This is a genomic window from Streptomyces acidicola (assembly GCF_009377235.1).
In the GTDB taxonomy this organism is placed as follows: domain Bacteria; phylum Actinomycetota; class Actinomycetes; order Streptomycetales; family Streptomycetaceae; genus Streptomyces; species Streptomyces acidicola.
Window position 1 is genome coordinate 54,789 of sequence record NZ_VMNX01000007.1, and the last position, 12,674, is coordinate 67,462.

General features: G+C 71.6%; 11 protein-coding genes. 7 read left to right on the plus strand and 4 right to left on the minus strand.

All coding sequences use genetic code 11. The annotated features are described in order from the left end of the window. Positions 1 to 161 precede the first annotated feature (161 nt). Together FPZ41_RS04575 and FPZ41_RS04580 are read left to right on the plus strand one after the other, a co-directional pair. Positions 162 to 2,225: a non-reducing end alpha-L-arabinofuranosidase family hydrolase gene (locus FPZ41_RS04575; protein ID WP_152859355.1), complete on the plus strand. Its 2,064-nt coding sequence runs from the start codon at positions 162 to 164 to the stop codon at positions 2,223 to 2,225. Positions 2,226 to 2,349: 124 nt separating this feature from the next. Further along, positions 2,350 to 3,351, plus strand: a complete 1,002-nt coding sequence (locus FPZ41_RS04580) for an NAD-dependent epimerase/dehydratase family protein (RefSeq protein WP_152859357.1) — start codon at positions 2,350 to 2,352, stop codon at positions 3,349 to 3,351. Between the two features lie 5 nt (positions 3,352 to 3,356). Here the strand turns inward: FPZ41_RS04580 and FPZ41_RS04585 are convergent, their stop codons facing one another. Together FPZ41_RS04585 and FPZ41_RS04590 are read right to left on the minus strand one after the other, a co-directional pair. Next, the gene (locus FPZ41_RS04585; RefSeq protein ID WP_152859359.1) at positions 3,357 to 4,469 is read right to left on the minus strand and encodes a sensor histidine kinase; all 1,113 of its coding nucleotides are present in this window, start codon (positions 4,467 to 4,469) and stop codon (positions 3,357 to 3,359) included. 2 nt (positions 4,470 to 4,471) lie between these two features. After that, positions 4,472 to 5,230, minus strand: a complete 759-nt coding sequence (locus FPZ41_RS04590) for a response regulator transcription factor (RefSeq protein ID WP_152859361.1) — start codon at positions 5,228 to 5,230, stop codon at positions 4,472 to 4,474. Positions 5,231 to 5,356: 126 nt separating this feature from the next. Here FPZ41_RS04590 and FPZ41_RS04595 point away from each other — a divergent pair, with 126 nt between their 5' ends. From FPZ41_RS04595 to FPZ41_RS04605, 3 genes are read left to right on the plus strand one after another with little or no spacing between them, the layout of a single operon-like run. Then, on the plus strand, positions 5,357 to 6,079 hold the full coding sequence (locus tag FPZ41_RS04595) for a glycosyltransferase family 2 protein (RefSeq protein ID WP_152859363.1): 723 nt from the start codon (positions 5,357 to 5,359) through the stop codon (positions 6,077 to 6,079). Next, a complete protein-coding gene (locus FPZ41_RS04600; protein WP_152859365.1) occupies positions 6,076 to 6,693 on the plus strand; it encodes a TIGR04282 family arsenosugar biosynthesis glycosyltransferase in 618 nt (205 codons plus the stop codon). Before FPZ41_RS04595 ends, FPZ41_RS04600 begins: the two co-directional genes overlap by 4 nt. Next, positions 6,690 to 7,469, plus strand: coding sequence for a class I SAM-dependent methyltransferase (locus tag FPZ41_RS04605; protein ID WP_152859367.1), 780 nt, complete (start codon positions 6,690 to 6,692; stop codon positions 7,467 to 7,469). Before FPZ41_RS04600 ends, FPZ41_RS04605 begins: the two co-directional genes overlap by 4 nt. 389 nt (positions 7,470 to 7,858) lie before the next feature. Here the strand turns inward: FPZ41_RS04605 and FPZ41_RS04615 are convergent, their stop codons facing one another. Continuing rightward, positions 7,859 to 9,127 (minus strand): molybdopterin-dependent oxidoreductase, encoded by a 1,269-nt coding sequence (locus FPZ41_RS04615; RefSeq protein ID WP_152859369.1) that lies wholly within the window; start codon positions 9,125 to 9,127, stop codon positions 7,859 to 7,861. Positions 9,128 to 9,325: 198 nt separating this feature from the next. Between FPZ41_RS04615 and FPZ41_RS04620 the strand changes: the two genes are divergently transcribed. After that, complete coding sequence (locus FPZ41_RS04620) at positions 9,326 to 10,684, plus strand: hypothetical protein (protein WP_322619830.1); 1,359 nt, start codon at positions 9,326 to 9,328, stop codon at positions 10,682 to 10,684. 199 nt (positions 10,685 to 10,883) lie between these two features. Continuing rightward, positions 10,884 to 11,789, plus strand: coding sequence for a helix-turn-helix domain-containing protein (locus tag FPZ41_RS04625; RefSeq protein WP_152859371.1), 906 nt, complete (start codon positions 10,884 to 10,886; stop codon positions 11,787 to 11,789). A 44-nt stretch (positions 11,790 to 11,833) separates the two neighbouring features. Here FPZ41_RS04625 and FPZ41_RS04630 read toward each other — a convergent pair whose 3' ends face one another. Beyond that, positions 11,834 to 12,649, minus strand: a complete 816-nt coding sequence (locus tag FPZ41_RS04630) for an SAM-dependent methyltransferase (RefSeq protein ID WP_152859373.1) — start codon at positions 12,647 to 12,649, stop codon at positions 11,834 to 11,836. Positions 12,650 to 12,674: the final 25 nt, after the last annotated feature.

Sequence of the window (12,674 nt, forward strand, 5' to 3'; positions counted from 1 at the left end):
ACCAGGAGGCCGCCACGTTGTCATGACTCGAACAACCGCGCTGATCACGGGAGCCGCCCTTCCCGGCGCCCCCCGACGCACAAACCGCACAACCCGCACCCGCACCCGCACCCGCACCCGCACCCGCACCCGCACCCGCACCCAACCGTACGAGGAGAATCATGAGACTTCTGAAGCGGACACATCGGCGCCCGCTCACGGCATTAGGCATGGTGACCGCCGGCGTACTGGCGACGTTGACCGGAACCGCGACGGCCGCTGCCGCTCCCGACGCCGTCCAGGCCTCCACCCTGGGAGCCCAAGCGGCGCAGTCCGGACGGTACTTCGGAACCGCCGTGGCCGCCGGCAAGCTGGGCGACGGCACGTACACCACGATCCTTGACCGCGAGTTCAACTCGGTCACGCCCGAGAACGAGATGAAGTGGGACACCATCGAGCGGTCCCGCGGCTCGTTCAACTTCGGCCCCGCGGACCAGATCGTCAACCGCGCCACGGCACGCGGACAGCGTGTACGCGGCCACACCCTGGTCTGGCACTCCCAGCTGCCCAGCTGGGTCAGCTCCATCACGGACGCGAACACGCTGCGCAGCGTGATGAACAACCACATCACCACGGTGATGAATCACTACAAGGGCAAGGTCTTCGCCTGGGACGTGGTCAACGAGGCCTTCGCCGACGGCGGCAGCGGCCAGCACCGCCCCTCGGTGTTCCAGAACCTGCTCGGCGACGGCTTCATCGAGGAGGCCTTCCGCTCCGCGCGGGCGGCCGACGCGGGGGCCAAGCTCTGTTACAACGACTACAACATCGAGGACTGGAACGCCGCGAAGACCCAGGGCGTCTACCGCATGGTGCGCGACTTCAAGGCGCGTGGCGTGCCCATCGACTGCGTCGGGTTCCAGGCCCACTTCGGCACCGGCGGGCCGCCGGCCGGCTTCCAGACCACGCTGTCGAACTTCGCCGCCCTCGGCGTGGACGTCCAGATCACCGAGCTGGACATCGCGCAGGCACCGACGACCGCGTACACGAACTCCGTGCGGGCCTGTATGAACGTCGCGCGCTGCACCGGCATCACCGTGTGGGGCATCCGTGACAGCGACTCCTGGCGGGCAGGGGAGAACCCGTTGCTGTTCGACCGCAACGGCGCCAAGAAGCCGGCGTACAACGCGGCTCTGACCGCGATGGGCGGAACGCCCGCAGCCGCGCCCGCTGCCGCCGCGCCCACGCCCGCAGCCGCCGCGGTCACGAGCACCACCACCAGGGCCGCAGCCGCCCTGCCCGGCAGTTACAACTGGAGCTCCAGCGGTGTGCTGATGTCCCCGAAGTCGGACTCGACGCACAACATCGCGGGCCTCAAGGACCCCTCGGTCGTCTACCACAACGGCAAGTGGCACGTCTTCGCCAGCGTCGCCGGCTCCTCCGGCTACAGCCTGGTGTACCTGAACTTCACCGACTGGTCCCAGGCGGCCTCCGCCACCCACCACTATCTCGACCGCAGCGCCATCGGCACCGGATACCGGGCCGCGCCCCAGGTGTTCTACTACGCGCCGCAGGGCCTGTGGTACCTCGTCTACCAGACCGGAAACGCCTCGTACTCCACGAACCCCGACATCAGCAACCCCAATGGCTGGAGCGCGCCCCGCAACTTCTACTCGTCGATGCCCGACATCATCCGGCAGAACATCGGCAACGGCTACTGGGTCGACATGTGGGTGATCTGCGACAGCACCAACTGCTACCTGTTCTCCTCCGACGACAACGGGCACCTCTACCGCTCGCAGACGACGGTGGGCCAGTTCCCGGGCGGCTTCACCAACACCGTCATCGCGGCCCAGGACTCCAACAAATACGCCCTGTTCGAGGCGAGCAACGTGTACAAGGTGCAGGGCAGCAACCAGTATCTGCTGCTCGTCGAGGCGATCGGCTCGGACGGACGGCGCTACTTCCGCTCCTGGACGTCCGGCAGCCTGGCCGGCTCCTGGACGCCGCTGGCCGCGTCCGAGAGCAACCCGTTCGCCCGGGCCAACAACGTCTCCTTCCCCTCGGGCACCTGGACGAGGGACATCAGCCACGGGGAGATGATCCGCGCCGGCAACGACCAGACGCTGACCATCCCCTCCTGCCGGCTCCAGTACCTGTACCAGGGCAAGGACCCCAATGCAGGCGGCGACTACAACAGCCTGCCGTGGCGGCTCAGCCTCCTCACGCAGACCAACTCCACCTGCTGACGAGCCGCGGGCAGCATCATCCACCGCTCCTCCAGGACCGCGAGGCGGCGTGGTGTCTTACGGAGGTGTGACGTGGTGGGCGTGGCCCCACGGTGGGACGGGTGCGCCGCCCTACCGTGGGCCCATGCGTGTACTGGTCACCGGCGGTGCCGGGTTCATCGGTTCCCATGTGGTCGAGGCGCTGGCGGCGCGCGGGCACGAACCCGTCGTGTTCGACGTGCGCGAGGACGCGGAATCGGACGTACGGGACCCGGAGGCGGTCGCCCGTGCCCTGTCCGGGATGGACGCCGTGTGCCATCAGGCGGCGATGGTCGGCCTCGGCAGCGGATTCACCGACGCGGCGGAGTACGTCTCCCGCAACGACCTCGGCACCGCCGTGCTGCTCACCGCCATGGCGGACGCGGGGGTGCGGCACCTCGTGCTGGCCGGGTCGATGGTGGTGTACGGGGAGGGGCGGTACCTCTGTGCGCGGCACGGGGTGGTGCGGCCGGGACCGCGGGCCGTCACCGACCTGGCGGCCGGCCGCTTCGAGCCGCGGTGTCCGGTCTGCGCGGAGGAGTTGTCGCCGGGACTGGTCGGGGAGGACGCCCCGGCCGATCCGCGCAACGTGTACGCCACCACCAAGCTCGCCCAGGAGCATCTGGCCGCCGCATGGGCGCGGGCGACGGGCGGATCGGCGGTGTCGTTGCGCTACCACAACGTGTACGGGCCCCGGATGCCGCGCGACACCCCGTACGCCGGGGTCGCGTCCTTCTTCCGGTCGGCGCTCGCCCGCGGTGAGGCACCGCGCGTGTACGAGGACGGCCGCCAGCGGCGGGACTTCGTGCACGTACGCGATGTGGCGGCGGCCAACGCTGCGGCGCTGGAGGCGGATTCGGCCCCCGGTGCGCTGACCGCGTACAACACCGGCAGCGGCGAACCGCACACCGTCGGGGAGATGGCACGGGCGCTGGCGGCCGCGTACGGCGGTCCCGAGCCCGTCGTCACCGGGGAGTACCGCCTCGGGGACGTACGGCACATCACGGCGGACTCGTCGCGGCTGCGGACCGGGCTGGGCTGGAAGCCGGAGGTCGGATTCGCCGAGGGGATGCGGGAGTTCGCGCGGGCCCGGCTGCGGGGTGAGTGAAGCGGTCAGTGTTCGGCTGCCGGGAGGGTCACCTCGAAGCGGCAGCCGCCGGGAATGTTGCGTACGGCCGCGCGGCCCTGGTGGGCCTCCACGATCCCGCGGACGATGGCGAGCCCCAGTCCCGCACCGGCCGGAGGGGTCCGTGCGTGCGTACCGCGCCAGCCGGTGTCGAACACGCGCGGCAGATCCTCCTCGGGGATGCCGCCGCAGCCGTCCGTCACCGACAGCACGACGCCCTCGGCGGAGCGTTCGGCGGCGACCGCGACCGTCCCGTCCTCGGGTGTCCGGCGGATCGCGTTGACGAGGAGGTTGCCCAGCACCCGGTTCATCTCCTTGCTGTCCACCTCGACGGGTACCTCCTCGATGCGGTCGCCCACCAGTTTCACGCCGTGTTCCCGGGCGAGCGGGTCGGCTCCGGAGAGGGCGTCGCCCACCAGGTCGTACAGCGAGATCCGGGACGGGGTGAGGGCGAGGGTGCCGGCGTGGATACGGGACAGCTCGAAGAGGTCGCCGACCATGTCGTTGAGGCGTTCGACCTCGGTGCGTATCTGCCGCAGATAGCGGTCGGGGTCGGCGGCGACACCGTCCTCCAGCGCCTCGGACATGGCGCGCAGTCCGGCGAGCGGGGTGCGCAGGTCGTGCGAGATCCAGGCGACGAGTTCCCGCCGGGAGGACTCCAGCATGCGTTCCCGCTCCCGGGACTCCGCGAGCCTCGCGCTGGTGGCCGCCAACTCCCGGCTCAGCGCGGCGAGTTCGGCGGTCGCGGGCCGGGCCGGGGCCGCGAAGTCGCCGCCCTCGCCGAAGGAGCGGGCGGCGAGCTGGAGTTCCCGGCTGCGGGCCACCACCCAGCGGCCCAGCAGCAGCGCGGTGGCCAGGGAGACCACGGCCGCCATCGCGACCACCGTCGTGACGACGGTCAGGTCGTGCGCGGACAGGAACATCGCCTGCGCCACGGCCAGTGTGCCCGCGAACATCGCGGCCACGGCCACCGCGGCGACCACCGCCAGCGAGGCGGTCAGCGAACGGCGGCGCAACTGCCACAGCGCCGCGGCACCCAGTAGCCCGGCCGCACCGGCGCCGAGGAAGGCGAACAGGGCGATGAGGAGGGTGTCTTTCATGATCACTCCTCGTCGGAGGCCGTGGGGGCGGGATCGAAGCGGTAGCCCACACCCCAGACCGTACGGATCAGGCGGGGCCGGCCGGGATCGTCCTCGACCTTGCCCCGCAGTCGCCGGACGTGGACGGTGACGGTCGACAGGTCACCGAAGTCCCAGCCCCACACCTCGCGCATCAGATCCTCGCGGCTGTACGCCCGGCCCGGATGGCGCAGGAGGAACGCGAGCAGGTCGAACTCGCGGAGGGTGAGGGCGAGGTCCGCGCCGTTCCTGGTGGCGCGGCGGGCGGCCGGGTCGACGGTGAGTCCGGCCGCGCTCAGCGGGCGCGTCGCCGCGGGAGGCCGGGTCCGGCGCAGCACCGACTCCACGCGCAGCACCAGCTCCCGGGGGCTGAACGGCTTGGTGACGTAGTCGTCGGCGCCGACCTCCAGGCCCAGGATCCGGTCGTCCTCGTCACCGCGGGCGGTGAGCATGATGACCGGGACGGGGGCGCGTCCACGCATCCGGCGGCACACCTCCAGTCCGTCCATCCCGGGCAGCATCAGGTCCAGGACCACCAGGTCCGGCCAGTGCGCGGCGGCCCGGTCGAGTGCCGCCGGACCGTCTCCGGCCCGGTCCACCACGTATCCGGCACGGTCCAGATAACCCGAGACGACCTCGGCGACCGTGGGGTCGTCGTCGACGACGAGGACGCGGGCGCCCCCGGCCCCGCGGCCGGCGGTCCCGCCCGCCGTCGGATCGTAAGACTGCTGCTCCTTGGCCATGGGGCCAGCCTCGCACCGCCTGTCCTTGCCCGTCCCCCTCCGAGCCGCCCAGAGCCCCGACGTCCGTGTTTCGTAAGGAGCGGCAGTCCGATATGCGCCATTCGCATTCGTAAGGTGAGACCCGTGATGACCTCTTCCACGCCTGAGGACGTCGATGTCGTCCTCCCCTGCCTGAACGAGGCCGGCGCCCTGCCCTGGGTTCTTGCCCGGATCCCTCCTGGCTGGCGCGCCCTCGTGGTGGACAACGGCTCCACCGACGGCTCGGCGGACCTCGCCCGGGCACTTGGCGCGACCGTCGTCCGGGAACCGCGCCGTGGCTTCGGCGCGGCCTGCCACGCGGGGCTGACCGCCGCGACGGCCGAGATCGTGTGCTTCTGCGACTGCGACGCCTCACTGAACCCGGCCCTGCTCGTGCCCTTCGTGCATGAAGTGCGGGACGGCCAGGCGGACCTGGTGCTCGGGCGGCGCCGGCCGCGGGGCCGGGGCGCCTGGCCCGCGCACGCCCGGGCCGGCAATCTCGCGCTGGCCCTGATGCTGCGCCGCCGCACCGGACTGCGCCTGCACGACCTCGGCCCGCTGCGCGCCGCCCGCCGCGAGGCGCTGCTCGCCCTGGACCTGACCGACCGCCGCAGCGGCTATCCGCTGCAGATGGTCGTGCGCGCCGCCGACGCGGGCTGGCGTGTCACCGAGCACGACGTCCCGTACCGGCCGCGCACCGGCGCCTCGAAGGTGACCGGGACCTGGCGCGGCACCTGGCAGGCGGTACGGGACATGAGCCGCGTCCTGGCCGAGGAGCCCGCCACACCGCCGGCTGCCGCTCCCCAGGCGCAAGGAGGGCCCTGCCCTTGACCACCCTCCTCGTCATCGCGAAAGAGCCCCGGCCCGGAAGGGTGAAGACCCGGCTCACGCCACCGTTCACACCCGTGGAGGCGGCGGCCCTCGCCGCGGCGGCCCTCACGGACACCCTGCGTACGGTGGCCGCGACGCCCGCCCGGCGCCGGGTCCTGGTCCTCGACGGGAGGGCCGGTCACTGGCTGCCGCCCGGCTTCGACGTCGTACCGCAGTGCGCGGGCGCCCTCGACGAACGGCTGGCCGCGGCCTTCGCCGACTGCGCCGGACCCACCCTGCTGATCGGGATGGACACCCCGCAGGTGACACCGGAGCTGCTCACCGTGGACCTCGACGAAGGCGACGCCTGCCTCGGTCCCGCCGAGGACGGTGGCTTCTGGGCCCTGGGGCTGGCCGATCCGGACCCGGAACTGCTGCGCGGAGTCCCGATGTCGACGCCCACCACCGGCGCCGCCCAGCGCGACCGGCTCGTCGCCGCCGGTCTGCGCGTACACGATCTGCCGCGCCTGCGGGACGTCGACACGGCCGCCGACGCCGAGGCTGTCGCCGCCGAGGCACCGCACAGCCACTTCGCCGCGGAGCTGGCCCGGCTGCGAGCGGTCGGCGGCCGATGAGCACGGCGCACGAAGCGACGGCGCGGGACGGCACGAAGCGCCCCTGGTCCGCCGACCCCTACGCCGACGCCCTGCGGACCGGTCGCGGACCGCTCTTCCTGCGCCGCAGCGACGGGTGGCTGCTGCCCCTGGACGTGGAACGGTGGTGTGCCCGCGCCGACGCCGTGGACCTGGCGGTCCTGGACCGGTGCGAGGGTGCCGTGCTCGACGTGGGATGCGGGCCGGGGCGGCTGGTCGTGGAGCTCGCCGCCCGGGGCCGGTCCGCGCTCGGCATCGACGTCAGCGAGGCGGCGGTCGCCCACACCGCGGCACTCGGGGGGCGGGCCCTGTGGCGCTCGGTCTTCGAACCGCTGCCCGGCGAGGGCCGTTGGAACACCGCCCTGCTCCTGGACGGCAACCTCGGCATCGGCGGCGACCCGCGGGCCCTGCTCCGCAGGCTGGCCGAGCTGTTGCGGCCCGGCGGCCTGCTGATCGCCGAGACGGCCCCGGCGGACGTGGACGAGCGCGTCGAGGTCCGCCTCGTGTACGGCCCCGACGCACGGGGCTCCGCCGACGCCCTGTTCCCCTGGGCCAGGCTCGGCACCCCGGCACTGCTTCGGTACGCCGGCCCGCTGGGCTGGAGTGCCGACGATCAGTGGTCGGCCGGGGACCGCTGCTTCGTCGCCCTGCGCAGCCGCAGCACCAGCAGCAGCGCCGAGCCGCCGAAGAGCACGGCCGTGATCAGCAGCCAGCGGGTGAAGAAGCCCTCCGCGGACAGTCCGGTGACGGGCTCGTAGCTTTCCGCCACGCGACCGCTGATCAGCGGGAACCACACGAGCAGAAGAAGCCCGGACAGGGCGGCCGGAACGCGGACGTACATCGTCCGCTCCCGGTGGCCGACGGCGCCGAACACACCGGCGACGGCCCGGTCCACTGCCGCGTACAGCGGCAGAAACACGAGGTCGTGCAGCACCGCCGCGCCCACGAACCAGAGCGTCACCGCCGGCGCGTCACCGGCCAGCAGGCGCACGCCCGCGTATCCGGCAAGCGCGAACGAACAGGCCAGGAGCAGGATCTGCAAGGGGCTTCCCAGCGTAGGAAGTCTTCTCATCACGGGGTTCTCCTCACCGCACGGCTCTTGTCGTCCCGAGGGCTCTTGTCGTCACAGGTCCCCCCGCAGGCCCGGTCACAGGTCGCCGAAGGTCATCCGGGCCACCCACTTGGTGTTGAGCACGCCGGGCGCCGCGGGCACGATGATCCGGGCCGGGTGGCCGTGGTCGGGTGTCAGCGGCTCGCCGTTGACGTCCAGGGCCAGCAGGGAGCGCGCATCACGCACCTGGTTGGCGCGCAGGGCGGCCCTGCGGAAGGCCCCGTGCCGTTGGAGGGACTCCACCAGGACGTCGGGGGCCGTGTCCGCCTCGTAACCGACCAGCGCGGCGAGGTCCCGCAGCCGTACGCCCCGCCACCACTGGTTGGAGGTCGACCAGCCCTCCACACAGGCGATGGGGAGCGCCGAGCTGTGCAGGGGGAGACCCAGCAGTTCGGCCCGGCTCAACCGGACGGTGCCCGAGGGCCCGGTGACGGCCAGTCGCCACACCTCGTCACTGGTCTCCCGCGCGCTGATCCCCCGGTACGCGGCCGTCTTGTTGATCTGGAAGCCGCCCGGGCCGCTGCCGGGATCCGCGAAGCCGTGCGGTGCGAGGAGGGCCGTGCGCCGCAGCGGACCGTCGAAGCTCTGTCCCGCCGTCGTCACGAACAGCGCCAGCGAACCGCCTCCGACCAGCCACAGCGATCCTCGCCGGGACACCGTGGGCGCCGCGGGCCGCGGGGACACCAGCGGGAAGTCCGGCTCCCCGCCTGCCTCCTCCTCAGGGCCCTTCCCCGCCCGCATGCGACGCAGGTTGCGTACGGCGGCGGGCGCGCGGAGGAGCGCGTGCACGACGAACGCGGCGAAGAACACCCACGCCCCGTAGAAGTGCAGCGGATAGAAGGAGCCGGGGAAGACGTAGTCCAGCTGAACGTTGAGCACACCCGTCACGAACTCGAAGAGCGCTCCGCCGACCAGCAGGAGCAGCGAGATCCGCTCCAGGGCGTGGGCTAGCGACCGGACCGGCGGCAGGGCGAACAGCTTCGGCACCACCGACCAGAGTTTGGCCAGCAGGACGGGGACGATCGTGATGCCCAGTGTGACGTGGACGCCCTGGGTGAGCCGGTACAGCCAGTACGGACCGGTCGGCCAGGCGAAGAGGTAGAAGCCGAGGATCCCCTTCTCCGGGGTCTTGTCGTTCACCGGCGACAGATCCGGGTTGTACGCCGCGTACGACAGCAGCCCCGTCACGAACAGCACGGTGATACCCACCAGCAGCACGACACCGAGCACGGAGGTGAACCAGGGGCCGCGCACCGGACTGCGCCAGAAGCCGGGCGATGAGGGAGGAAGCGGTTGGTCGCGCATGTCCCGACGGTAGGCCGGAACCGGCCCCCGAAAGGGTGCGCGACCCATGACGAAACGCTGACGTCAGCGGTGCGGGCGACAGTGTTCGCCCCCTTCCGCCCTAGCGTTCCTCCTGTGACCCGCTCCCCGCTCGGTTTCTCCCTCCGTCCGTTTCCGCGCACCCCCCGCCGCTCCGACCATGCCCCCCTTCGCGCGTCGGTGCGCACCGTTCTTCCCGACCTGGCCGCCGCACTGGCCGCCGTCCTCCTCGTCGTGGCAGCCGCCCTGGTCGGCCGCCACCTTCAGGACCACTACGGGAATCTGCACGTCGGCTGGCCCCCGCTGTACGCGAACTGGGGCCCGCACGCCGGTCCGGGCACCCCGGCCGCCCTGGCGGTGGCGGCCGCTGTCGTGGCCTATGGTCCCGTCGTCGCCGCGCGGCTGCCGTGGCGCGCCCTGCTCGCCGCGGCCTGGGGCACGGCCATGGCGTGGACCTGGTCCCTGGCGCTGATCGACGGCTGGCACCGGGGCATCGCGGTCCGGCTCACCACCCGCTACGAGTACCTCCAGGTCATCGACCGCTTCCACGACATCCCCGCCACCCTGCGGGACTTCACCCACCACATCCTGCTCCACTCCCCCGACCACTGGCCGCCTCATGTGGCCGGACATCCTCCGGCGGCCACCCTCACCTTCGTCCTCCTCGACCGGATCGGCCTGGGAGGCGGCGGCTGGGCCGGGGTGTGGTGCATCACCGTCGGCGCCGCCGCCGGCGTGGCGGTGCTGGTGACGGTGCGGGCACTGGCCGGAGAGGAACTGGCGCGGCGGGCGGCGCCGTTCCTGGTGATGGCGCCGGCCGCGGTGTGGATGGGCACGTCGGCCGACGGGTACTTCGCCGCTGTCGCCGCATGGTCCGTGGCACTGCTCGCGCTCGCGGTGACCGGGCGGCCTGGGCCCCGTATGCGGGCCGCCGCGTTCTCCTCCGGGCTGCTGTTCGGCCTGACCTGCTATCTCTCCTACGGACTGACACTGTTCGTACTGGTCGCGGCGGGTGTTCTGCTCCTCGGACGGCACCGGGCACGTCCGCTCCCCTTCGTTGTCGCCGGAGCCGCCGTCGTGCCTCTCGCGTTCACGCTCGCCGGCTTCGACTGGTGGGAGGGGTACCGCCTGCTGACCGAGCGCTACTACCAGGGGGCCGGCGGCATCCGGCCCTACGGGTACTGGGTGTGGGCGAACCTCGCCTGCACCGTGTTCCTGGTGGGCCTGGCGACGGCCGCGGGACTACGGCATACCGTCGCCGCCCTCGTCCACCGGCGCGGCAGCGTCCTCACCCGGCCGGACAGCCCGGGTCCCCTCGCTGCCGAGGCCCGCCTCGCGCTCCTCGTGTCCGCCGCCGTGCTCGCCGTCCTCGCGGCCGACCTGTCCGGGATGAGCAAGGCCGAGACGGAACGCATCTGGCTGCCGTTCGCGATGTGGCTGCTCCCCGCGTGTGCCTTCCTCAGCCGGCCCCGCGTCTGGCTCACGGCCCAGGCCTCCCTCGCCCTCCTGACCAACCATCTGCTCATGACCGGATGGTGACAGCGGCGACGGCCGGAAGGCGCCCAACTCAGTGGCTGCGGACCAGCCTTGTAGCGGTGCCCTGCCATCCCTGGCTGCCGAAGTCAAGACGCCGTGCGTTCGGCAACTCGAAGATCGCGCACAGAACAGCCCCCTAGGATGGGCTGACCGCATCGCTTGTCCACGTGCGGAGTTGTGTCCACCGCAGGGGAGCATGTCCATGGGCGTCCAAGAAGCCACATGTACACCGTCCGGCAGCGGGGTCCTGGACGGCCAGTCGGCCGGCCCCATGGTTCCGCGACTGGCGCTGGGGGCACACCTGCGCAGACTGCGGGAGGGGCGGCTCATCTCCCGTGAGGCCGCGGGTCGGGCCATCCGCGCCTCCCGGTCCAAGATCAGCCGACTGGAGGCCGGCCGTCACGGGGTCAAACCGCGTGACGTGGCCGATCTACTCACCCTCTACGGAGTCACGGACGAGGCGGAACGCGCCACCTTGCTGGCGTTGGCCGAGCAGGCCAACGCCGCCGCCTGGTGGCAGTCCTACAACGACGTGGTGCCTGCCTGGATGCAGACGTACCTCGGGGTCGAACAGGCAGCGAGCCTCATCCGCTGTTTCGAGGTCCAGCGTGTTCCCGGCCTGCTGCAGACCCGCGCCTACGCGCGTGCCTCCATCCGGTCCGTCCATCCAGGCGCTTCGGCGGAGGAGATCGAGCGGCGGGTCACCCTGCGGATGACCCGCCAGCGGATCCTTCACCGGCAGCCGGCGACCCAGCTCTGGGCCGTGATCGACGAGGCGGCGCTTCGCCGCCCGGTGGGCGGAGTCGGCGCGATGCGCGCCCAGCTCAAGCACCTCATCGAGATCTGCCGACTCCCGCAGGTCACGGTGCAGATCCTGCCGTTCCTCGCCGGCGGCCACGCCGCGGAGAGCGGTCCGGTCACCATCCTGCGCCTGCCCGGCGGTCAGTTGACCGACGTGGTCTACCTCGAACAGCTCGCCACTGCCCTCTACCCTGGCAGGCCGTCCGAGATCGAGTGCTACTGGGATGCCATGAACCGCCTGGTGGTCCAGGCCGAGTCACCGGACGAGACGCCCACGATCCTCCATCGCATCCTCCAGGAGACGTGACCGGGGGATGTGATCGAGGACGTGGGCGGTTCGTCGGCCGGGGTTCACCTCTTGAGGGCGACACCACCGTACTGATGTACCTCCGCGGGGAGGCCCCAGGCACCCGCGTCGGGACGCCAGCGTGAGCAGGACGCCACGCCCGGTTCGAGCAGTTCCAGGCCGTCGAAGAAGCGCGCGATCTGGTCGGGGCTGCGGAGGATGTACGGGACCGAGCCGCCGTCGTTGTACTGCTGGATGGCCTTGACGTACGCCTTGCTGGTGTTGGTGCTGTCGTACTGCACGAGGTAGCTGCCGGAGGGCAGCGCCTCCACCAGCTCCCGCACGATCGAGCGCGCCTCGTCGAAGTCCTCGATGTGGCCCAGGATGCCCATCAGCATGAGCGCGACGGGCTTGTCGAAGTCCAGCGTCTTGGCGGCTTCCCGCAGGATCGTGCTCGGCTCGCGCAGGTCGGCGTCGACGTAGTTGGTGACGCCTTCCGGTGTGCTGGTGAGCAGCGCGCGGGCGTGCGCCAGCACCAACGGGTCGTTGTCGACATAGACAATCCGGGATTCGGGGACGACCCGCTGGGCGATCTGATGGGTGTTGTCCACGTTGGGCAGCCCGGTGCCGATGTCCAGGAACTGCCGGATGCCCTCCTCGGCGGCCAGATGACGAACAGCGCGGGCGAGGAAGTACCGGGCGGCACGGGCTCCGGTTTCGATGGCGGGGAAGATCGTGCGGAAGGCGTCACCGGCCACACGGTCGACTTCGTAGTTGTCCTTGCCGCCCAGCCAGTAGTTCCAGATCCGAGCCGACTGCGGCACGGAGGTATCGATCTTGGGGAAGCCCTCCTGCGCGGAGTTCTCTGCCTCATCAGTCATGGACACTCCCTGCGTGTACGTGGTG